This window comes from Corynebacterium flavescens (genome assembly GCF_008693105.1).
Taxonomy (GTDB): Bacteria; Actinomycetota; Actinomycetes; order Mycobacteriales; family Mycobacteriaceae; genus Corynebacterium; species Corynebacterium flavescens.
The window spans coordinates 13856-35260 of sequence record NZ_VXKK01000015.1 but is presented as its reverse complement, the minus strand read 5'-3'; the positions used below and the strand labels follow the sequence as shown (position 1 = coordinate 35260).

Below are 21405 nucleotides of genomic sequence, written 5' to 3'. Positions count from 1 at the left end.
AGCAGCGAAGACTCAGTTTCTCATTCCCTGATGGCCGCTGCGTGTGGGCGTTGTTAGGCCGTCTCGAAGACCCGGTTGAGGATCACCGCGTCCGGGTTCGGTTGCCCGTGAGGTCAAACATCGTGCCTTGCCCTTTCCGCAATGAGTGCATCGCCTCCATCCCTTTCAACGTCCGGTACGCCGAGGTCCGGTTCTTAAAACGCGCCTTTCGGCCCGAGGATCCGCTTCAGCCGACCATGGTCGCCTTCCAGGATGTTGTTGAGGTATTTCACCTGCCGGTGTTCCACTGTTGGCGGGCAGATTCCCTCTGACTTCAACTCGGCGATTGCCCTGGCTAGGGAGGGTGCTTTATCGGTGTTGATCACTCTGGGATACCCGGCTGACGCATTGGATCCGAGGGCCTTGGCCAGGAAACGCTTCGCTGCGGCCACGTTCCGCTTTGGGGACAGGTAAAAGTCCAGGGTCTGGCCACCAGCGGTGATCGCCAGATCAGAGGTAGCACCACGTGCCGCCGACCCGGATATAGGTCTCATCCACCCGCCAGGAACTGGCCTGCCAGTCAGGTACCTGCCGGTACCACCGTGTTTGCTTGTTCAGCTCAGGGGCGTATTTCTGCACCCAGCGGTGAGAATCGTGGTGTGATCGACCGGCACGCCCCGCCGAAGTCATCATTTCCTCCAGATCGCGGTAGCTAACCCCGTAGCGGCAGTGACCTGCGCACTGCCCACAGAATGATGTCACGGGGGAAATGACGACCGGAGAAGATACCCATGGCTGTGATTATTTCACGCCGCTTTTCCTACTGCCCCAACTTTGCAACAGCACCGTAGAGAGACGGTCAGAGAACGAGAGAACTAGGGGAATGAAGTGAAATAGGGGCGATGCTTTACTTCGCTCTAAGCACCCTAACAATTCCTAGGCGCAGATTCTCTTTCTCGGGGAATGCTCCCCGCTCGTCTCACCCCCACTCGTGGTTATGGAGGTTTGAGCATGCAAAAAGCCCCGCCACCTGCACGATGTGTGCGAGTGGCGGGGCCTAGTTGTGCGAGGAGGACTAAGTCTTACTTAGCCTTCTCAACGATCTCGACGAGACGGAAGTGCTTGTCCTTGGACAGCGGACGGGTCTCGGCGATGAGAACGCGGTCGCCGATGCCGGCGGTCTCGTTCTCGTCATGCACCTTCACCTTGGAGTTGGAGCGCATGATCTTGCCGTACAGTGCGTGCTGCTTACGATCCTCGAGCTCGACGACGATGGTCTTCTGCATCTTGTCAGAAACCACGTAGCCGACGCGGGTCTTGCGCGCACCTTTCTCCTTCTTAGGAGCATTGTTGGAATCAGTCACGTTTGCCTCACTCATGATTAAGCCTCAGCTCCCGGAACTACGGACAGACCCAACTCGCGCTCGCGCAGAACGGTGTAAATGCGGGCGATGTCGCGCTTGACCGTGCCGATGCGGCGGTTGTTGGTCAACTGGCCGGTGGCCTTCTGGAAGCGCAAGTTGAAGAGTTCTTCCTTGGCGCTCTTGAGGCGAGTTTCCAGCTCAGCGTTGTCGAGTTCGCGGAACTCGTGTGCGGGGGTACCGGTTGCCATTAGAACTGGTCCTCCTTCTTGATGATGCGGAACTTGCAGGGAAGCTTCTGGCCGGCACGGCGCAGAGCCTCGATTGCAACCTCGTCGGACGGGTAGCTCATCTCGAAAAGAACGCGGCCAGGCTTGACGTTGGCCACCCACTTCTCAACCGGACCCTTACCGGAACCCATACGCACGCCGAGCGGCTTCTGGGTCAAAGGACGATCCGGGAAGATGTTGATCCACACCTTGCCACCGCGCTTGATGTGGCGGTTGATGGCAATACGTGCGGCTTCAATCTGACGGTTGGTGATGTACGCCGGCTCGAGGGCCTGGATAGCGTAATCGCCGAAGTTAATGCGGTTACCGCCCTTGGACATGCCACTACGAGTAGGGCGATGCTGGCGACGGTACTTAACGCGCTTAGGAATCAGCATGGATTAGCCCTCCTGCTTTTGCTGTGCGCGCTGGCGACGCTGGCCACCGCGACGCGGACGACCACCACGGTCGCCGCGGCCACGGCCCTGCGTCGGAGCGTTCAGTTCGGATTCACGCACGCCACCGACGACGTCACCCTTGTAGATCCACACCTTAATGCCAATGCGGCCGAAGGTGGTGTGGGCCTCTGCGGTGCCGTAGTCGATCTCGGCGCGAAGAGTGTGCAGCGGAACGCGACCCTCGTGGTAGCGCTCGGTACGAGACATCTCGGCACCGCCCAGACGACCAGCCAAGAGGATCTTAATACCCTTGACCTGCGGCTGACGCATGGCAGACTGGATAGCCTTGCGCATGGCGCGGCGGAAAGCCACGCGGTTGACGAGCTGCTCGGCGACGGACTGCGCAACGAGAGTTGCGTTGGCGTCGACCTGCTTGACCTCGAGGATGTTGAGGGCGACCATCTTGCCGGTGAGCTTCTCGAGCTCGCGGCGGATGCGGTCGGCCTCAGCGCCGCGGCGGCCAATCACGATGCCCGGACGGGCGGTGTGAATGTCAACGCGGACGCGGTCACGGGTGCGCTCGATAACGACGTCGGCGATGCCGGCGCGGTCGAGGCCCTTCTCGAGGTACTGACGGATCTTGATGTCTTCGGCTACGTAGTTAGCGTAGTCCTTGTCGGCGTACCAGTGGGTCTTCCAGTCGGAAGTGATGCCCAAACGTAGGCCGTGAGGATGGATCTTCTGGCCCATTACTTGGCCCCTTCCTTCTGGCTCTCGACCACCACGGTGATGTGGCTGGTGCGCTTACGAATCAAAAATGCACGACCCTGTGCACGCGGCTGGAAGCGGCGCATGGTGGGGCCCTCGTTGGCATAAGCCTCAGAGATGACCAGGGTGCGTGGATCCAGACCGAAGTTGTTCTCGGCGTTGGCGGCTGCGGATGCAACGACCTTGGCTACCGGCTTGGCAGCTCCCTGAGGAGCGTACTTCAGGATGGCCAGTGCCTCGGCTACGGATTTACCGCGAACCAAGTCGATGACGCGGCGCGCCTTCATCGGAGTAACGCGGACGTAGCGGGCCGTGGCGGATGCGGAGGTGATTGTTTCACTCATCGCTTATCGACGTCCCTTCTTATCGTCCTTGATGTGACCCTTAAAGGTCTTGGTTGGTGCAAACTCACCGAGCTTGTGACCGACCATGGAATCTTCTACGAATACCGGCACGTGCTTGCGACCGTCATGGACGGCGAAAGTATGACCAATGAAATCCGGAAGAATGGTCGAACGGCGAGACCAGGTCTTGATGACCTTCTTGGTGCCTGCTTCGTTCTGGGCATCCACCTTGTTGAGGAGGTGCTCATCGACGAACGGGCCCTTCTTAAGGCTGCGTGGCATTGTTTACCTCCTCTTAGCGCTTCTTGTTCGGGCGACGACGGCGCACGATCATGTTGTTGGAGTAACGGTTCGGGTTGCGGGTACGACCCTCCTTGGTTCCCCAAGGGGAAACCGGGTGACGACCACCGGAGGTCTTACCTTCACCACCACCGTGCGGGTGGTCGACCGGGTTCATAACGACACCACGGACGGTCGGGCGAACGCCCTTCCAGCGGAGGCGTCCGGCCTTACCCCAACGGATGTTCATCTGGTCAGCGTTGCCGACGGCACCGACGGTAGCGCGGCAGCGGATGTCCACGCGGCGGATTTCGGAAGAAGGCATACGCAGGATTGCGTAGTTTCCTTCCTTACCCAGCAGCAGGACGGACGCGCCGGCCGAACGAGCAAGCTTAGCGCCTGCGCCCGGCTTGAGCTCCACGGCGTGGATGGTGGTACCGGTCGGGATGTTGCGCAGCGGAAGGTTGTTGCCAACCTTGATGTCCGCATTAGCACCAGCCTCGACGATGGCACCCTGCTTCAGGCCCTTAGGGGCGATGATGTAGCGCTTCTCGCCATCGACGTAGTGCAGCAGAGCAATGTTGGCGGTGCGGTTTGGGTCATACTCGATGTGAGCGACCTTAGCGGCAACGCCGTCCTTGTCGGTGCGGCGGAAGTCGATGAGACGGTAGCGGCGCTTGTGTCCACCACCGATGTGGCGGGTGGTGATGCGGCCGTGGTTGTTACGACCACCAGTCTTGCTCAGCGGGCGCAGCAGGGACTTCTCCGGAGTCGAGCGGGTTAGCTCCTCGAACTCGGATACGGAGGATGCGCGGCGACCCGGAGTTGTCGGCTTGTATTTACGAATAGCCATAATTCTTCCTTACTTCTCGAGCATCTTAGGCGGTTGCGCCGCCGAAGATGTCGATGGAGTCGCTGCCTTCACGAAGCGAAACATAGGCGCGCTTGGTGGACTTACGCTGACCGAAGCCGGTGCGGGTGCGCTTACGCTTACCTGCACGGTTAACGGTGTTTACGGAGTCAACCTTGACGCCAAAGATGCGCTCGACGGCTTCTTTGATTTGGGTCTTGTTGGAGTCAGTGGAGACGTAGAACGTGTAAACGTTCTGCTCCATGAGGCCATAGGACTTCTCGGATACAACGGGCGCGAGAATGATGTCGCGCGGGTCTACGAGCTTAGCCATTTACTTCTCCTCCTTGTCCGCGCCATTAACGCGGTTGACGAAGGTGTGCAGTGCCTCAACGGAGAACACAACATCATCGGAGTAAAGAACGTCGTAGGCGTTGAGCTGGCCGGCGTCCAAGATCTGGACGTTGGCAAGGTTCGAAGCGCTGCGACGAGCGTTAAGGTCTTCGCGTCCGATGACCAGGAGCACGTTCTTGCGCTCGGTCAGACGCTCGAGGAAAGCCTTTGCAGACTTGGTAGACGGGTTCTGGCCCGGTACGAGGTCTTCGATGACGTGGATGCGTGCGTTGCGAGCACGATCGGACAGTGCGCCGAAAAGGGCTGCCTTGATCATTTTCTTCGGAGTGCGCTGCGCGTAGTTGCGCGGCACGGGACCGTGAGAAATGCCGCCACCGGTGTAGTGCGGTGCGCGGATGGAGCCCTGACGTGCACGGCCGGTGCCCTTCTGACGGAAAGGCTTACGGCCGCCGCCACGGACCTCGGCGCGGGTCTTGGTCTTGTGGGTGCCCTGGCGTGCAGCTGCAAGCTGAGCGGTGACAACCTGGTGCATCAAAGCAACTGATGCCTCGGTGTCAAAGATCTCTGCTGGCAACTCGACAGAGCCGTTGGTCTTACCCTCAGCGGTCTGGACGTCTAGCTTGAGGTTGCTCATGCGTGTGCACCGCCCTTCACTGCGGTCTTAACGGTAACGAGGCCGCCGCGCGCACCAGGGATAGCACCCTTGATGAGCAGCAAGTTGGACTCGCTATCGATCTTCTGAATCTTCAGGTTCTGGGTGGTCACGCGGTCCTGGCCCATGCGGCCAGCCATGCGCTTACCCTTGAAGACGCGGCCCGGGGTAGAGGCGCCACCGATGCCACCAACGCGGCGGTGAGCGGCCTGGTTACCGTGGGAAGCGCCCTGACCCTTGAAGCCGTGGCGCTTCATAGCGCCAGCGTAGCCGTGGCCCTTGCTGGTGCCGGTGACGTCGACGAAGGTGATGCCCTCGAAGATGTCAACCTTTACCTCTTGGCCGACCTCGTATGCGGAGGTGTCATCCATGCGGATCTCGGCTACGTGGCGGCGCGGGGTAGCGCCAGCCTTCTGGAAGTGACCTGCTGCAGGCTTGTTGGCCTTGCGCGGATCGATCTCGCCGAAGGCGATCTGGATGGCGTTGTAGCCATCTTTGTCTGCGGTGCGAATCTGGGTAACCACGCAGGGCCCAGCTTCGACGACGGTAACCGGAACTACGCGGTTCTCCTCGTCGAAGACCTGGGTCATGCCGAGCTTCTTGCCCAGAATGCCCTTGATCTCGTTTTCACTCATTGTTAGTTCTCCACCAAAGTTCTATTCGTCGATCACTGAATATTCACGTCGACACTTGCCGGAAGATCGATGCGCATCAAAGCGTCTACGGTCTTCGGAGTCGGGTCGAGAATGTCGATGAGGCGCTTGTGAGTACGCATCTCGAAGTGCTCGCGAGAGTCCTTGTACTTGTGTGGAGAACGGATAACGGCGTATACGTTCTTCTCGGTTGGGAGCGGCACTGGGCCAACTACACGAGCACCCGTACGGGTAACGGTCTCAACGATCTTCTTTGCAGAAGCGTCAATAGCCTCGTGGTCGTAGGCTTTCAGCCGAATGCGGATCTTTTGTCCCGCCACGCTTATCCTCTTCCTCGCTTCCCCACTTTCACATACTCGGCTCATCCGAGGCGTGAAGCGGTGGGAAATTGCTTCTCGATTTCTCTATAACGTTGTCCGGGCTTGGGGCCTGGGCTCAACGCCAGTTCTCTGGACTGTCATGACGACCAAGAGTTACGGCTGGCAAACCAGGCGCAGCGCTCTTGACGGGGTACAAGACCCGTAAGTCAGATGTTTATAGAAAGAGGACGGTTTACACGCATTATGCGTGGCAAGCCATACCCATTCGTATACTGCCGCTGTTTATTTGCCATGCCCCTTCTCCGGCCTCTCGTCTCGGGGTGCCTCTGCTAAAGCGCGGACCTTGCCCGATCTGAAAGCCTTCTAGTTACACATCAAAAGATGCCCAACTGCGAAGATGTCATGTTCGCCCTACCAGCAACAATGCCCTCTACCTTGCGGTAGATACGCCTTGCCGTGTTAGAGCAACCCTTGTATTTAACCATGTAGATGGCTATTTGCCAAACCTTTGGCGCGAGATGAATTAAACAGTGCGAGAAATCACGTTTTGGAAAATTTCCCTGCACGGGACCACACAACTCATTTTCATCGCACTAGGCTCGTCAAAGGTAGCAACCTAATGAACTAACTAAAGAGCACGAGAGAGAGTATGACGATGACCGAGAACAACGCCTCCACTTCCAACACCGCCGCTGGCGCGCCCGCAGAAAGCACCGCTGATACGGCTACCGCTGCAGCTAACAGCGCGCAGCAGGAGCCCAACGATAACCTAGAGACCCAGTACGGTGACACCATTATCGATGATGTCGTGGTTTCCAAGATCGCCGGAATTGCCGCGCGTGAGGTTTCGGGTGTTTATGCTCTCGGCGGTGGCGGCGCCCGCATGATGGGTTCCATCCGCGAATCCTTCGGCGGTTCCGAGGACGTTCGCCAAGGCGTTAGCGTCGAAGTAGACAAGGCTACTGCCTCCATCGAGGTCGCCATCATCGCCGAGTATGGCGTGGCAATCCACGAATTGGCAGAGGCTATTCGTCGCAACATCATGAACTCCATCGAGCGCATGACCGGCTTGCGGGTAACCCGCGTTGACGTCATGGTCCACGACGTCAAGCTTCCCAAGGAAGAAGCAGACGAGAACCAGACGCAGTCCACCCTGCCAGCCACCCAGGAATAGGATCATGAGCACTTCCCGCCCCGGCTTCGAGCTTTCCGCTGTGCAGGCGAATGCCATCGCCGCGGCCGTTTCCCGGATACCTGGGGTAGCCAGGCTCGATGGCGGAAGGTTCGGTGAGGTCAGCGTGCTCTTTCCCGGGCAACGTGTCACTGGGCTCCGCCGCCCGGATCCTCGGGACGACACACACCTGCGGATTTATATTGCTTTGGATACCTCCGCAGGTGTTCCCATCGGCACCCTCGCCCCCAGCATTCGCTCCGCAGCCCTAGACACCTGCCCGCAATTGCGCAGGGTGGATGTTGTCTTTGCGGATGCGGTTGCGAGCTAGCACCCTCGTGCCTCGATTTAGCCTTACTTAGCCTTATGCAGAAGGACAAAGGAATGAAGAACTACACCACGCTCGGCATTGTCGCCGGGCTCATACTCGCCTTTTTTATCCACCTCGGCTTATGGCCCACCGTCTTGGCTCTGGTCTTGGCGGCATTCGGCGGGATCGTCGGCGCACACTTCGACGGCCGTATTGACCTCACCACGGTGTGGAATGGCCTTATTGGTAAAGGCCGCGGCTAATGGTCGGCGGAGACCACGGCCACCTAAGATTCTCGCTGCGCTCGGTGGAAGCACTTATACGCGCTGCCATCGCCCAAGTCCCGGGGACCAAAAGTATCGACGCCAAGCTGGCCGGAATTGGCGGTCGCGCCTATCCGCGCCTATTGGTCCAGATCGATCCAGAACGTGAACTCGTCTCGGTGGATGCAAACATTGCAGCCACCTGGCCTTCTCCCGTCACGGAAGTCGCTGTTGCCGCCCGCGGCGCCATTGAGGCTGCCGTGCGCGAATATATGGGTTATTTCACCAGCCGCGTCAACATCACCGTGGGAGCGTTGGAGCCTGGCCCCCGGGTGAGTGAAGACGACGTCGCCAAGCGGGGACATCCCAGTGGCACCCACCCGCAGGAGCTGTCTGCGCACGAGCCAAGGCATATCCTTGCGCCGCATCCCAAGGCGCTGCGGCCTACCTTAGCCCCGCGCCCCGACCGAACGCTGCGGGAAGTGTCTACGCCCAAGCATGTGACAGCGCCACCCATTGCCGTCCCCGCCCCCATGATTCTGCGCGCTACGCAGGCACCAGCGCCACTGGATTTGAAAGAAATAGCCAGCCCCGCTCCGCAGCCCCTACGCAGCATTGCTCCGCCTCGGGTCGACGTTGAAACGTCGCCGGTGCTGACTCCGCCACCCATGAGCCTGCGTCCTGTTAGCGTGCCACGCGCTGTGCGCCTGCGCCGCGTATACATCGACCCAGTGCCACGACACACGGCCCATGTTTATGCGCCGCTGCCCGAGCCGCTGCGCGCGATTACCATTAACCCCCGCTGGAAGGCAGGTACGCCCCTTGTCTGAGACCCCGCGCACCCCCAAGAAAGAATCCGCCACCACCGGTCGCGGCTTTGGTCAAGAACCATTGGCCTCACCCGCCGCGCGCTCCTGGGCTGTCATTCTTGGCATCGTCCTTTTAGCCTTGGCCGGAGTGGCCGGCCGTGAAACCTGGCTGGTGAGCGCGCAAGCCAATGCCCGCTCCTGGATCGATCCTTTCATCGATCTCATGGCCGCCGGCACGTTGCGCCCGTGGATGTTGTGGGCGGGCGGTGCCAGCATCGCGCTCGGAATCCTCCTTGTCATAATTTCCCTCAAACCCCGCCGCCACACTCACCTCCGCGTTGTCGCGGACAACGCCTCCGTATGGATGCGCCCAGTGGACATAGCCCGGCTCGCCTCCGCCAGCGCCCGGCGTGAACCCGGGGTCGCCGCCGCGCGCACGCAGGTAAAGAAGAAGCGTAAGTCCGTCAAGGTTGACGTTGTGGTCAACGGTGACGTCGAGGATGCCACCCTGGGCGAGCGTGTGCACGAGACCATTGCGCAGGAGCTTTCCTCATTGCAGGCACCTGCCCAGATCTCAGTTGCCGTCGATCAGATTCCGGAGCTCGATTCCAATGTCTAAGAAACTCGCTGCACTCGACCGCTTCTTGCTCGGATTGCTCGGGCTCATCCTTATCGCCTTAGGCACTTGGCCCATCCTCGTGCACTTCGGCGTGTCTTGGGCGGTCTACCTCGCCGCCTGGATCGATCACGACGAGTGGCGTTCCCTTCCTTCGGCGGCGTGGTGGCCCTTTGCGCTGGGAACCGCGACGGTGGTTCTCGCCCTGTGCGCCCTGTGGATCATCATCTCCAACATCCGGCACCACCGCTTTAACACCGTCACCTCAACCAGCTCTGACCACGATGGCGCCATTGCCATCTCCATGCCCGCCGTGGCTGGCGCCGTGGGAGCCACCATCACCCAGCTTTCCGGCGTGGACAAAGTGGAACAGCTCGTGGCCTTTGACCGAGGGCACCGCGCGCTGCAATACACCGTGGTAGCTAACCCCGATACCTCGCTGGCAGCCATCACTGAGGCCATCGTGGATAACGAAAGCGACTTCCGCGCGGCTTTCGACGCCTCCGAGCTCGATACCGTTTACAAAGTCCACTACACCAAGGTCCGCTCTCAGAAGGCAGCCGGCAAGTAGCGGTGGTTGCTAGTGCTTGTAGTTAATGCGGCGGCAGTGGGTCCTCGGCCACCCAGATGCCCTCGACCGCTGGGAAGGTCAGGAGACTGCCTCCTGATTGCACGAGTAACTCCTGGCCAGGGCTGCAGCGTTTAATCTTCTGCCAGCTATAGTCGCGGCGGCGCAATTCACGGCGCAACGGCTCGAAAGAATGCAGACCATGGTCAATGACAATCATTGACTCCTCCGTGCGCACGACGAGGACTGTGTCCCCGATGTCTGCACGGGATATATCTTCTAAGGCTAGAACCTGATGAGCCTCGGCGCGCTGGATCCGCTGCCGCTCGACGGATTCCACCACCCCGAGGCGGTGCTCAAAGCCCTCGTCATCCGTGACAACGAGCGGTCGTGCTGGACCCGCACCCCTAATGTTGCGATAAGGCCAGACCACCGGCTGACCGGCGACGCCCCTTGTGTTGACGGGGCGTACCACGATAAAGAATTTATCCACGGTGACACGGTGTCCGCTGGTGAGAAGCAGCCAGCGGCCCTCGCTCACTCGGCCATCCGCCAAAGGCACAAGCGAAGGGCGCACATGGGACATGTGCTCTAGCGCGGAAACCAGCTCTTCATCGCTGGCGCCCCAGCCAATACCCCGGTTCTGCAACATGGCAAACAAGGTGGCAAGGCTAAGTTCCGGGCGTCCTTCCCACGTCTCGCGCAAGGCGCGCAGCGTGGAGTCCACTTCACGGGGATCTCTCATGCCCTAGACCCTAGCGGGCACATACCCTCAAAGAGAAACGTCACCTTAAACGCCCTAAAGTCAACTAGAACGCAAAAAGGAACCACACCCCACGCGGTGGTGGAATGTGGTTCCTTATTTAACGCTTAAGCCAAGCGAAACTTCGGCGGCTTGCTAAAAATTAAGCAAGAACCTTGGTTACGCGGCCGGCGCCGACGGTGCGGGAACCTTCGCGGATAGCGAAGCGCAGGCCCTCATCCATAGCGACGGGCTGGATGAGCTCAACGGTCATATCAACGTTGTCGCCAGGCATGACCATCTCGGTGCCCTCAGGCAGGTGAACAACGCCGGTCACGTCAGTGGTACGGAAGTAGAACTGCGGACGGTAGTTGTCCATGAACGGGGTGTGGCGGCCGCCCTCTTCCTTCTTGAGGACGTAGACGGAACCCTCGAACTTGGTGTGGGGGGTGTAGGCGCCCGGCTTGATAACAACCTGGCCGCGCTCGACCTCTTCACGCTTGGTACCACGCAGAAGCAGACCACAGTTGTCGCCAGCCTCGGTGTAGTCCATCATCTTGCGGAACATTTCGATACCGGTAACGGTGGTGGAGATGGACTTCTCCTTGATGCCGATGATCTCAACATCCTCGTTGACCTTCAAAACGCCACGCTCAACACGGCCGGTAACAACGGTACCGCGGCCGGTGATGGTGAAGATGTCCTCGATAGGCATGAGGAAGGGCTTGTCGGTCTCGCGCTCCGGATCCGGAATGGAGTCATCGCAGGCCTGCATGAGGTCGACGATGGCCTGTACCCACTTCTCGTCACCCTCAAGAGCCTTGAGAGCGGAGATGTGGATGATGGGGGCATCCTCGTCGTAGTCCTGCTCAGCGAGCAGTTCGCGGATTTCCATCTCAACGAGCTCGATGATTTCCTCATCATCAACCATGTCGCACTTGTTAAGAGCAACGAGGATGTAAGGAACGCCAACCTGGCGAGCCAGAAGAACGTGCTCGCGGGTCTGCGGCATAGGACCATCGGTTGCAGCAACAACCAGGATGGCGCCATCCATCTGCGCAGCACCGGTGATCATGTTCTTGATGTAGTCGGCGTGGCCCGGGGCGTCAACGTGTGCGTAGTGGCGCTTCGGGGTGGAGTACTCAACGTGGGAGATGTTGATGGTGATGCCGCGCTCCTTCTCCTCAGGAGCCTTATCGATCATGTCGAAAGCGAAAGCGGTGTTCTCATCAGGGTACTTGTCCGCAAGAACCTTGGTGATTGCTGCGGTGGTGGTGGTCTTGCCGTGGTCGACGTGTCCGATGGTGCCGATGTTCACATGCGGCTTCGTACGCTCGAACTTCTCCTTTGCCACTGTATGTCCTCCTGGACTATATGGTGGCTACGACCTTCGCAGCCACGTGATTGACAGTTGTCATCGGCACTTGACCTAAAGGCCAAAGCGCTAATGACGCTTTACTTTACGTGCCAGTTACACGATCCTAGATTTATGCCGCGGTTTTTTCAAACCGCCGATATAGGAGGTAACCCCCCGCGATAAGCGTGGACGTTGTCCCTCGACAAGTATCTTTTAAAGGATCCTGGGAGGGTAACGGCCGGCTCAATCAGCACCACGTAAAAAAGGTGTTGATTCAGCCCGCCGCTACCCCCTCAGTGTGCCCAAACACCGACGGTAGAACTGGAAGCCTACTGGCGAAGACTACCAGTCCTGCACCAACCGCGGTGCGTGCGGGGTACTAGGAAGCCTAGGAACGGATTAGTGGTGTCCCTTGGTTCCGGTGCGCTCTTCAATGATGGCGGCCGAAACAGAGGCCGGAACCTCTGCATAGGAATCGAAGACCATGCTGAAGTTTGCGCGGCCAGCGGTGCTTGAGCGCAGGTCGCCGATGTAGCCGAACATCTCAGAAAGCGGAACCTTAGCCTTGACGACCTTGGCGCCGGAGCGATCCTCCATGGCGTAGACCTGGCCACGGCGGGAGCTGATGTCACCGTTGACGGTGCCCATGTACTCCTCAGGAGTGACAACCTCGACGGCCATAACCGGCTCAAGCAGAACCGGCTTTGCCTTGGCAACAGCTTCCTTGAGGACCTGCGAACCAGCCAGCTTGAAGGCCATTTCGGAGGAGTCAACGTCGTGGTAAGCGCCGTCCTCGAGGGTGGCCTTGATGTTTACCAGCGGGAAGCCGGCCAGGTAGCCGTACTGCATGGCGTCCTGGATACCAGCATCGACGGAAGGAATGTACTCACGCGGAATACGTCCACCGGTGACGGCATTGACGAACTTGTAGGTGGCGGACTCGCCCTCTTCCAAGGTCTCCGGATCCGGGTTATAAGGCTCGATGGTGACGATAACCTTAGCGAACTGGCCGGAACCACCGGTCTGCTTCTTGTGGGTGTAATCCAAGGACTGCACGGTCTTGCGGATGGTCTCGCGGTAGGCAACCTGCGGGTTACCGATGTTGGCCTCAACCTTGAATTCGCGCTTCATGCGGTCAACCAGAACGTCGAGGTGGAGCTCGCCCATACCGCCGATAACGGTCTGGCCGGTCTCATCATCCAGCTCGACGGTGAAGGTGGGATCCTCCGCAGCCAGCTTCTGGATAGCGGTACCCAGCTTCTCCTGGTCAGCCTTGGTCTTAGGCTCGATGGAGACCTTGATAACCGGATCCGGGAAGTCCATGGACTCAAGAATGATCGGGTCATTCTTGTCGCAGAGGGTGTCACCGGTGGTGGTTTCCTTCAGACCAATGACGGCGTAGATGTTGCCGGCGTCAGCCTGCTCAACCGGGTTCTCCTTGTTGGCGTGCATCTGGAAGAGCTTGCCGATGCGCTCTTTCTTGCCCTTGGTGGAGTTGAGCACCTCGGTGCCAGGCAGAACCTGTCCGGAGTACACGCGGATGAAGTTCAGCTGACCAAAGAAGGGTTGCGCAGCAATCTTGAAGGAAAGCGCGGAAAAGGGAGAATCGATGGAAGGCTTACGGGTAAGCTCCTTGTCCTCATCGCCTACGGCGTGGCCGATAACCTCGCCGATGTCCAGCGGGCTGGGCAGGAAGTCAACAACGGCATCCAGCAAAGGCTGAACGCCCTTGTTGCGGTATGCAGTACCACACAGCACCGGGTAGAGCTCGGAGTTGATGGTCATCTTACGGATGGCAGCCTTGATCTCATCCAGGGTCAGCTCTTCGCCACCGAAGTACTTCTCCATGAGAGCCTCATCGGACTCAGCGACGGTCTCGAGCAGCTTCTCGCGGTACTCGTCAGCCTTGTCCTTGAGGTCAGCCGGAATCTCTTCGATGGTGGGCTCTGCACCAGTCTCGACCTTGCCGCGCCAGGTGATGGCACGCATGGTGAGCAGGTCAACGACGCCGTCGAAGTCATCCTCAGCGCCGATAGGCAGCTGGAGAACCAAGGGTTTAGCGCCGAGGCGGTCGATGATGGTCTGAACGGTGAAGTAGAAGTCAGCGCCCAGCTTGTCCATCTTATTAACAAAGCAGATACGCGGAACGTCATACTTAGCAGCCTGACGCCACACCTGCTCGGACTGCGGCTCAACGCCTTCCTTGCCGTCGAAGACAGCTACGGCGCCGTCCAGGACGCGCAGGGAACGCTCAACCTCAACGGTGAAGTCAACGTGGCCCGGGGTGTCAATGATGTTGATCTGGTTACCATCCCAGAAACAGGTAACAGCAGCGGAGGTAATGGTGATACCGCGCTCCTTCTCCTGCTCCATCCAGTCGGTGGTGGAGGCGCCATCGTGCGTCTCGCCGACCTTGCGATTGATACCGGTGTAGAACAAAATACGCTCGGTGGTGGTGGTCTTACCGGCATCGATGTGGGCCATGATGCCGATGTTGCGGACCTTGTGAAGATCCTTAAGCACTTGTTGTGCCACTTTCTTACCCCAACTTAAATATCGTCGACGCCCCGACCTTTGCTTGGCCCGCGCGCCTTTTTGGATAGGTCTCGTTTAATTTTGCCACTTGCTGGCCGGTTTGGCAGCCGCAGAGGCACGTAGGCTTCCGCTCGCCTGAAATATTCTAGCGAGATTCCGGCTGCCTGACTAGGAAGTTTTTCCCACTAATGAGAAGAACAAAGATGACCCATAAATAATCCGAGCAACGCTAGATGAGTTAGCCACACCGGCATCCCGCGTGGGAATAGCCGGCTGCGAACTGATGAATCGTTGCTCGGACCATAGGCATTGCTGCTGAAACTACCAGCGGTAGTGGGCGAAGGCGCGGTTGGCCTCAGCCATCTTGTGGGTGTCCTCGCGACGCTTGACGGAAGCGCCCAAGCCATTGGAGGCATCCAGGATCTCGTTGGCGAGACGCTCAATCATCGTGGTTTCACGACGCTGGCGGGTGAAGGTCACCAACCAACGCAGGGCTAGGGTGTTGGCGCGGCCGGGACGAACCTCGACCGGGACCTGGTAGGTGGCGCCACCGACACGGCGGGAACGAACCTCGAGGTCCGGGCGGATGTTGCCCAGGGCCTTCTCCAGAGTGCCAACCGGCTCGGTGCCGGTCTTCTCACGGCAAACCTCGAGGGCGCCGTAGACGATGCGCTCTGCGGTGGACTTCTTGCCGTCCTGCAGAACCTTGTTCACGAGCTGGGTTACTTGCTCGGAGTTGTATACCGGGTCCTTGACTACAGGACGCTTCGGAGCAGCATTCTTACGCATTTTAGTTTACTGTCCCTTCTTTGCACCGTAGCGGGAACGAGCCTGCTTGCGGTCCTTAACACCCTGGGTATCCAGGGAGCCACGGATGATCTTGTAGCGAACACCCGGGAGGTCCTTCACACGACCACCGCGGACGAGCACCATGGAGTGCTCCTGGAGGTTGTGGCCCTCACCTGGGATGTAGGCAGAAACCTCAATACCGGAGGTCAGGCGCACACGGGCAACCTTACGCAACGCGGAGTTAGGCTTCTTAGGAGTGGTGGTGTACACGCGGGTGCACACGCCACGACGCTGAGGGGAACCCTTCAGCGCGGCGGTGGCTACCTTAGCGCGCTTATTGTGGCGGCCCTTGCGGACCAGCTGCTGAATAGTTGGCATAAATCTAGACTTTCTGTATGACTGCGGCTGTGCTGACTATCGAATGCCCAAACATGCAAAAATGAGGGCTCTTTTCCGGGGCCCTACCGCATGTCCAGAACGCCTATCCACCTTAAGGCCGATAGATCGATCAGACTCTTTCGCCCTACATGAAGGCGAAACCTTGCAAGACGTTACCACACCCTCCCCATCGCCTCCAAATGGCAATCCCTGCACAAACTTTCCCCCCTCCCCAACCACACAGGCTGCGTACGCCACATCACAGAAGCCGGTGACAATTACCTCAGGCACAAAATGCGGGCACGTCCCCCGAGGGACAATCCCCGCACAGACACTACATGTAGTAATAATGCCCGTACTGTTTACTGCATGTTGTGTTTCCCGCCGCAGTGTCCTGCAAATTACAACTATGTTCTTTGTTGAGGCGCGGCCTTTCCTTCGCCGCCCAGACAAGGAGCACCACATGCCTATTTCTCCCTCCAGGCACAGCGCCGGATTCGTCGCTGGCGCCCAAGACACTGCGTCCACCACGGAGGCTTCGCTTGTCGACGCCGTTTCCACCCTCAACGAGTACCTCGACCGCTCGGACTGGCGCATCAATGCCAACGCCAATCAGGACTACTCCCTCGGCGGAATGATCCTCAATTCCTCTGGCAAGCTCACGGCCAACTACTGGCTCGACCAAGTATTTAGCCCGGAGGCAGGCCAGGCACATCGCTCTGGCGATATTCATATCCACGATCTCGACATGCTCTGTGGCTACTGCGCCGGTTGGTCCTTGCGTCAGCTACTTGAGGAGGGGTTCGGCGGTGTCTCCGGCACCATCTCCTCCGGCCCACCGCGGCACTTCTCCGCTGCCTGCGGCCAGGTGGTCAACTTCTTTGGCACCTTGCAAAACGAGTGGGCGGGCGCGCAGGCGTTTTCGAGTTTTGACACCTACATGGCGCCTTTCGTCCGCCTCGATGACCTCGACTACGACGTGGTTCTTCAGACCATGCAGGAGTTCATTTTCAATCTCAACGTCCCCTCGCGCTGGGGAACGCAAACTCCTTTTACCAACCTGACCTTTGACTGGGTATGCCCCGCCGACGTGGCCGATAACACGCCCTTCATCGCCGGAGAACTCGCGCCCTTCCGCTACGGCGACCTCCAGCCAGAGATGGACCTTATCAACCGCGCCTTCATCGAAGTGATGTCGCAGGGAGACGTCGATGGGAGGCCCTTCACCTTCCCTATTCCCACCTATAACATCACCGAGGACTTCTCCTGGGATAGCGCCAATGCCCGGGCCCTTTTCGATATGACGGCGCGCTACGGACTCCCTTACTTCCAGAACTTCCTCAACTCTGACCTTGATCCGGGCATGATCCGCTCCATGTGCTGCCGGCTCCAACTGGATCTCCGCGAGCTTCTCAAGCGCGGCAATGGCCTCTTCGGCTCCGCCGAGCTCACCGGATCCATCGGCGTGGTCACCCTCAACTGCGCGCGGCTGGGTTACCTCTACCGCGGCGACGAGGAGGCACTGCTGAAGCGGGTCGATGAGCTGGTGGCCCTTGCGGTTGATACCCTGGAGCGCCGTCGCACCTTCGTAGCCGAGCTCATGGATCGCGGATTGCTCCCCTATACTCGGCGCTGGCTGCCCAGCCTGGACAACCACTTTTCCACCATCGGCCTCAACGGCTGCAATGAGATGATCCGCAACTTCACCGGCGACGACTGGGATATCACCGATCCCCGCGGACACGCCATGTCCCTGCGCCTGCTTGAGCACATGCGCGAATTGCTACGTCAGGCACAGCAAGAAACAGGGCACCTCTTTAACTTAGAGGCCACACCGGCAGAAGGGGCTACCTACCGCTTCGCACGCGAAGACGGCAAGCGCTTCCCCGATATCCTGCAGGCTGGCACCGCGGCGGAGCCCTATTACACCAACTCCTCGCAGCTGCCCGTCTCCCATACGCCGGACCCCTTTGCCGCACTGCGCGAGCAAGAAGATCTGCAATCCGCATACACCGGCGGAACCGTCCTCCACCTTTACATGGGCGCGGCACTATCTAGCGGAGAGGCCTGCGCGCTCATGGTGCGCCGTTCCCTCGAGAACTTCCGCCTGCCCTACATCACCATCACGCCGACCTACTCAATCTGCGCCTCCCACGGCTATATCTCAGGCGAGCATCCCCACTGCCCGCAGTGTGGGGATAAGACCGAAGTCTGGACCCGGGTCATGGGTTACTTCCGCCCCATGGCAAGCTTCAATACCGGTAAGAAGGGGGAGTTCCATGAGCGGCTCTACTTCGCCGAACCCGCACACTAGGAAGGTGGCTCTGCCCGTCGGCGGAATCGTGCCTTTCTCCGCCACCGACTGGCCCGGCCGCTTAACGCTTAGCGTATTCACGCAGGGCTGCCCGCTGCGGTGCGTATATTGCCATAACCCCTCCCTGCAGGGCTTCGAGCCCACGCCCTATACCTTCGGGTCTGCCCTTTCACTGCTAGAGGAACGCCGTGGCCTGCTCGACGGCATGGTCATCTCCGGCGGCGAACCTTTAAGCTGCCACGCCTTGCCCGCAGCGATAGCCGCAGTCCACGCCGCCGGCTTCAAGGTGGGCCTGCACACCAGCGGCTACTCCCCCAAGCGGCTCGCGGTGTTGCTCGATGATCCTTCCACCCGCCCGGAGTGGATTGGATTTGATGTCAAGGCCTTAACCCGTGACATCCCTGGTGTAGCCGGGTGCACCCCCGCTGTGGCTCAAAGAATGAGGGAGAGTCTCGACTTAGTAGCCCGCGCAGCCGCAAAGCACGGAATGGGATTGCAGCTGCGCACCACCCTATGGCACGGCTCGCCCATGGACAATAACCTCGCCGAGCTCAAGGAGCTGGCAGCGGGATACGGCCAGGAACTCGTGCTCCAATGGGCACGCGACTGCGACAGCAACGGCCGCTATCACGGCGCGGGACTCGCCGAGTACTCAGCTCCACGTCCATGAAAACTGCGCCGGGGCGCACAGCTGCTGGAAGTAGGTGCGCTCCTGGCTTTCCCAAACCTCGAACCACTGCTCATAGTCGGGGTCGCGCTCCAGAGCCCGCGCGCGGCGTTGCGAGCGCGGACCATCGATGAATATTGATAGCGCCTGTCCCCTTGCCCTTGCCGCGGCCAGATTCACCTTCGTCAGGGCCCCGACTCCCTCAACGATAAGGTTGCCTACTCCAGCCAGACTGACCCACTCGCCGCGGCAATCATTGGCCCAGTCCCAGCGCCAATAGCCGGGATTGCGCGGGGCCAGCACGTTGGAGGCGACCATGCGCGAGGCCGCACTCAGCCCATGCCAACCGGGGTAGAACTCGTCGAGGTGCACAACGTGCCATCCCGTGCGCCGAGATAATTCCTGTGCCGCGGAGGTCTTGCCGGCGCCAGAGGGGCCGTCGACAAGCACTGTCACAGGAACCGCGGTGGCTGCACTCTCCACGGCAGTGAGCAGCTCCTCGAGGCTGCCTGCTTTAATCATGCGGCTATAGCCCGAAGAAGCGCCAAGAACCGCTGAGAACCGCAACCACGATGGGGATAGCGGTGAGAACAATTCCTACGCACAGGGCAACCAGGTCGCGCCGGTGGAGGCGGGAAGGCCGAGCCCACGTGCGGGCTCCCCCACCTGGTGGGGTTCTGCCAAAGCCGCGCGCCTCCATCGCCGTGGCTAGTTTCCCGCCGCGGCGCAGCGCCAAGACCAACAGCCCGAAAGACATAGTCATGGTGTGGCGGATTCTGCCTTGATCACTCAAGCCCCGCGCGCGGCGTGCCATGGACATGAACGCCCAATCATCCTTGAACAAGGTCACCATCCGCACCCCGGCGACCGCCCCGATGACGAAGCGCGCCGGCAAGTGCAGCACCTGGGCTAGGGAATCACCCAGGCGCGTGGGATCAATATCGCGCGAAAGGACGACCATCGGCAGAGCCACGGCCAGCACGCGCAGCATGATCGCTACCGCCAGCTCGATGGAATTGTCGGAGACCACCATGAGCCACCACTGAAAGTAGACCTCCCCGCCGGGAGCACCGTAGAGGAGCATGGAGATTCCAGAAAGCGGGGCGATGATAAAGAGGAACCAGGAGGAGCGCAGCAGCCGTGGCCACGGCATCCCGCACAAGGGCGCCAAGGCAAGAGTTATGGCCAGCGAGATTGCGGCAGAGACCCAATCGACAGAGAGCAACAAAGGCGTGGCGAGCAGAATCATCAGGGCAATGCGGGTTATCGGGTTGAGCCCGGCCAGAATATTAGGCACTGGATACCTCAATTCGATGGTCCCCCAAGGCGGAGATGAAGTAGGGGTCATGGCTAATGGAGGCGACGGTCACGCCGCTATCAGCCAGCTCCCGCAGTAAGCGCACGAGTTCGGCAAAGGTGCTCGGATCCTGGCCAAAGGTCGGTTCATCCAACAAGACCACCGCGGGGGCGGTGACGAGTGCCGTAGCCACCGAGAGCCGGCGCTTCTCCCCTCCGGAGAGCGCGAAGGGGTTGGCCTCCAAGAGTTGACCCAAGCGCAGCCTGTCCACCAACTCCGAGATGCGTTGTTCTGGGGGCTCTACCCCGCGCGCGCGTGCGGAAACCCGCAGTTCCTCATGGACCGAACGAGCCACAAACTGATGCTCGGGGTTCTGAAAAACAAATCCAATGTGTCGGGCCAACTCGCGAGAAGGCCACTTGGCCGGGGAGCCGGAAAGGCCATCGCGCACGCTATCAGAAAGCCCAATTTCGCCCGACTGGGCGGGCAATAAGCCCGCCATAGTCATCAGCCACGTAGTTTTTCCTGAGCCATTTGCCCCGCTGACCACGGTGGATGCGCCTGCCGGAAGCTGGTAAGTGCGCGGGGGGCCGAAACGAGTAACCAGGTTATTGCACCACATGGCGTCTTCTTTGCTCGTTACGCTGCGAGCATGCGGCAGGCCAGTTATCTGCCGCCGAGCCACGACAGCTGCAGGCGTGGCATCCTCTACCAGTTCCCCGTGCTCGAGCACTATTGCGCGGTCGAGGATATCGGCCCAGTACTCATAGTTGTGCTCGACCACCACGAATGTGGCGCCGGTTTCCTTCGCCACGGCGGCAACGGCCCCCGCCACCTCGCGCGAACCCTGCGGATCCAGGTTCGCCGTGGGCTCATCAAGCAGGATGAGCCCGGCCCCCATAGCCATAACACCGGCCAAGGCCAGGCGCTGCTTCTGCCCGCCAGAAAGCCGCGCGGTGGGATGATCAACGTCTACGTCTAGACCCACCATGTCTAAAGCGCGATTCACGCGCTCCCATAGCTCGGAGCGTTCCACGCCGAGGTTCTCGCAGCCAAAAGCCACGTCATCGCCCACGCGCGAGTAAATAACCTGCGAGTCTGGGTCTTGGAGCACCAGCCCCACGGGGATCGTGCGGCCCGGCGCCTCGCGGTTGCCCGCGGCATCTTCCAAGATGATCTCGCCGTGTTGCGTGCCCTCATCATCGCCGCCCAACACTCCTGCCAGGGCCGCGACCAAGGTGGACTTGCCCGAGCCCGAGTCCCCACAGAGCAGCACGCGCTCGCCAGGCGCAATGCTCAGATCAATGTTGCGCAATGCGGGCTGCGCACGCCCGGCATGCGTCCAGCCAAAGCCGCGCATAT

Annotated in this window: 27 protein-coding genes and 1 pseudogene; 8 read left to right on the top strand and 20 right to left on the bottom strand. The window is 59.9% G+C overall.

The window, feature by feature from the left end; genetic code table 11:
- Positions 1–53 precede the first annotated feature (53 nt).
- The 12 genes and pseudogenes from F4V60_RS02105 to rpsJ form a co-directional block, all read right to left on the bottom strand.
- Positions 54–772, bottom strand: a pseudogene (locus F4V60_RS02105) (IS6 family transposase).
- A 289-nt stretch (positions 773–1061) separates the two neighbouring features.
- The gene (gene rpsQ / locus F4V60_RS02100; RefSeq protein WP_075729113.1) at positions 1062–1358 is read right to left on the bottom strand and encodes a 30S ribosomal protein S17; all 297 of its coding nucleotides are present in this window, start codon (positions 1356–1358) and stop codon (positions 1062–1064) included.
- 2 nt (positions 1359–1360) lie between these two features.
- Complete coding sequence (gene rpmC / locus F4V60_RS02095; protein ID WP_075729112.1) at positions 1361–1591, bottom strand: 50S ribosomal protein L29; 231 nt, start codon at positions 1589–1591, stop codon at positions 1361–1363.
- Positions 1591–2007, bottom strand: coding sequence for a 50S ribosomal protein L16 (rplP, locus tag F4V60_RS02090; RefSeq protein WP_075729111.1), 417 nt, complete (start codon positions 2005–2007; stop codon positions 1591–1593). The genes rpmC and rplP overlap by 1 nt, the downstream gene beginning before the upstream one ends.
- Positions 2008–2010: 3 nt before the next feature.
- Positions 2011–2757 carry a 30S ribosomal protein S3 gene (gene rpsC / locus F4V60_RS02085; RefSeq protein ID WP_075729110.1) on the bottom strand — a complete coding sequence of 249 codons (747 nt, stop codon included), beginning with the start codon at positions 2755–2757 and terminating at the stop codon, positions 2011–2013.
- Positions 2757–3119 (bottom strand): 50S ribosomal protein L22, encoded by a 363-nt coding sequence (rplV, locus tag F4V60_RS02080; RefSeq protein ID WP_075729109.1) that lies wholly within the window; start codon positions 3117–3119, stop codon positions 2757–2759. Before rplV ends, rpsC begins: the two co-directional genes overlap by 1 nt.
- 3 nt (positions 3120–3122) lie before the next feature.
- The gene (gene rpsS / locus F4V60_RS02075; RefSeq protein ID WP_075729108.1) at positions 3123–3401 is read right to left on the bottom strand and encodes a 30S ribosomal protein S19; all 279 of its coding nucleotides are present in this window, start codon (positions 3399–3401) and stop codon (positions 3123–3125) included.
- Between the two features lie 13 nt (positions 3402–3414).
- Entirely contained in the window at positions 3415–4251 is an 837-nt protein-coding gene (rplB, locus tag F4V60_RS02070; protein ID WP_075729107.1) for a 50S ribosomal protein L2, read from the bottom strand.
- A 25-nt stretch (positions 4252–4276) separates the two neighbouring features.
- The gene (gene rplW, locus F4V60_RS02065) at positions 4277–4582 is read right to left on the bottom strand and encodes a 50S ribosomal protein L23 (RefSeq protein WP_075729106.1); all 306 of its coding nucleotides are present in this window, start codon (positions 4580–4582) and stop codon (positions 4277–4279) included.
- Complete coding sequence (rplD, locus tag F4V60_RS02060) at positions 4583–5236, bottom strand: 50S ribosomal protein L4 (protein WP_075729105.1); 654 nt, start codon at positions 5234–5236, stop codon at positions 4583–4585. It abuts the gene before it with no gap.
- Positions 5233–5889, bottom strand: coding sequence for a 50S ribosomal protein L3 (rplC, locus tag F4V60_RS02055; protein ID WP_075729104.1), 657 nt, complete (start codon positions 5887–5889; stop codon positions 5233–5235). The genes rplD and rplC overlap by 4 nt, the downstream gene beginning before the upstream one ends.
- Before the next feature lie 32 nt (positions 5890–5921).
- Complete coding sequence (gene rpsJ / locus F4V60_RS02050) at positions 5922–6227, bottom strand: 30S ribosomal protein S10 (protein WP_003848085.1); 306 nt, start codon at positions 6225–6227, stop codon at positions 5922–5924.
- Between the two features lie 655 nt (positions 6228–6882).
- Between rpsJ and F4V60_RS02045 the strand changes: the two genes are divergently transcribed.
- The 6 genes from F4V60_RS02045 to F4V60_RS02020 are packed head-to-tail and all read left to right on the top strand — an operon-like array spanning position 6883 to position 9967.
- Positions 6883–7401, top strand: a complete 519-nt coding sequence (locus tag F4V60_RS02045; protein WP_075730988.1) for an Asp23/Gls24 family envelope stress response protein — start codon at positions 6883–6885, stop codon at positions 7399–7401.
- Between the two features lie 4 nt (positions 7402–7405).
- Positions 7406–7729: a hypothetical protein gene (locus F4V60_RS02040; RefSeq protein WP_075729103.1), complete on the top strand. Its 324-nt coding sequence runs from the start codon at positions 7406–7408 to the stop codon at positions 7727–7729.
- A gap of 53 nt (positions 7730–7782) precedes the next feature.
- Positions 7783–7971, top strand: a complete 189-nt coding sequence (locus tag F4V60_RS02035) for a DUF2273 domain-containing protein (protein WP_075729102.1) — start codon at positions 7783–7785, stop codon at positions 7969–7971.
- The gene (locus tag F4V60_RS02030; RefSeq protein WP_075729101.1) at positions 7971–8801 is read left to right on the top strand and encodes an Asp23/Gls24 family envelope stress response protein; all 831 of its coding nucleotides are present in this window, start codon (positions 7971–7973) and stop codon (positions 8799–8801) included. The genes F4V60_RS02035 and F4V60_RS02030 overlap by 1 nt, the downstream gene beginning before the upstream one ends.
- The gene (locus F4V60_RS02025; protein WP_075729100.1) at positions 8794–9399 is read left to right on the top strand and encodes a DUF6286 domain-containing protein; all 606 of its coding nucleotides are present in this window, start codon (positions 8794–8796) and stop codon (positions 9397–9399) included. Before F4V60_RS02030 ends, F4V60_RS02025 begins: the two co-directional genes overlap by 8 nt.
- Positions 9392–9967, top strand: a complete 576-nt coding sequence (locus tag F4V60_RS02020; protein ID WP_075729099.1) for a hypothetical protein — start codon at positions 9392–9394, stop codon at positions 9965–9967. The genes F4V60_RS02025 and F4V60_RS02020 overlap by 8 nt, the downstream gene beginning before the upstream one ends.
- A 22-nt stretch (positions 9968–9989) precedes the next feature.
- Here F4V60_RS02020 and F4V60_RS02015 read toward each other — a convergent pair whose 3' ends face one another.
- From F4V60_RS02015 to rpsL, 5 genes are all read right to left on the bottom strand, one after another.
- Complete coding sequence (locus tag F4V60_RS02015) at positions 9990–10709, bottom strand: hypothetical protein (protein WP_075729098.1); 720 nt, start codon at positions 10707–10709, stop codon at positions 9990–9992.
- Between the two features lie 160 nt (positions 10710–10869).
- Complete coding sequence (gene tuf / locus F4V60_RS02010; RefSeq protein WP_075729097.1) at positions 10870–12060, bottom strand: elongation factor Tu; 1191 nt, start codon at positions 12058–12060, stop codon at positions 10870–10872.
- Between the two features lie 402 nt (positions 12061–12462).
- Entirely contained in the window at positions 12463–14598 is a 2136-nt protein-coding gene (gene fusA / locus F4V60_RS02005; RefSeq protein WP_075729096.1) for an elongation factor G, read from the bottom strand.
- Positions 14599–14919: 321 nt separating this feature from the next.
- Positions 14920–15387 carry a 30S ribosomal protein S7 gene (rpsG, locus tag F4V60_RS02000; protein ID WP_075729095.1) on the bottom strand — a complete coding sequence of 156 codons (468 nt, stop codon included), beginning with the start codon at positions 15385–15387 and terminating at the stop codon, positions 14920–14922.
- A 6-nt stretch (positions 15388–15393) separates the two neighbouring features.
- Positions 15394–15765, bottom strand: coding sequence for a 30S ribosomal protein S12 (gene rpsL, locus F4V60_RS01995; protein WP_075729094.1), 372 nt, complete (start codon positions 15763–15765; stop codon positions 15394–15396).
- Between the two features lie 463 nt (positions 15766–16228).
- On the opposite strand from rpsL, the gene F4V60_RS01990 reads away from it, so the two are divergent.
- Both F4V60_RS01990 and F4V60_RS01985 read left to right on the top strand, forming a co-directional pair.
- Positions 16229–18079: a ribonucleoside triphosphate reductase gene (locus F4V60_RS01990; RefSeq protein WP_075729093.1), complete on the top strand. Its 1851-nt coding sequence runs from the start codon at positions 16229–16231 to the stop codon at positions 18077–18079.
- Positions 18045–18749 carry an anaerobic ribonucleoside-triphosphate reductase activating protein gene (locus F4V60_RS01985; RefSeq protein WP_075729092.1) on the top strand — a complete coding sequence of 235 codons (705 nt, stop codon included), beginning with the start codon at positions 18045–18047 and terminating at the stop codon, positions 18747–18749. The genes F4V60_RS01990 and F4V60_RS01985 overlap by 35 nt, the downstream gene beginning before the upstream one ends.
- Here the strand turns inward: F4V60_RS01985 and F4V60_RS01980 are convergent.
- From F4V60_RS01980 to F4V60_RS01970, 3 genes are read right to left on the bottom strand one after another with little or no spacing between them, the layout of a single operon-like run.
- Positions 18732–19268, bottom strand: a complete 537-nt coding sequence (locus F4V60_RS01980; protein WP_075729091.1) for a nucleoside/nucleotide kinase family protein — start codon at positions 19266–19268, stop codon at positions 18732–18734. The genes F4V60_RS01985 and F4V60_RS01980 overlap by 18 nt on opposite strands.
- 4 nt (positions 19269–19272) lie before the next feature.
- A complete protein-coding gene (locus F4V60_RS01975; protein ID WP_084559112.1) occupies positions 19273–20043 on the bottom strand; it encodes an energy-coupling factor transporter transmembrane component T family protein in 771 nt (256 codons plus the stop codon).
- Positions 20036–21403 (bottom strand): ABC transporter ATP-binding protein, encoded by a 1368-nt coding sequence (locus tag F4V60_RS01970; RefSeq protein ID WP_075730986.1) that lies wholly within the window; start codon positions 21401–21403, stop codon positions 20036–20038. The genes F4V60_RS01975 and F4V60_RS01970 overlap by 8 nt, the downstream gene beginning before the upstream one ends.
- Positions 21404–21405 lie beyond the last annotated feature (2 nt).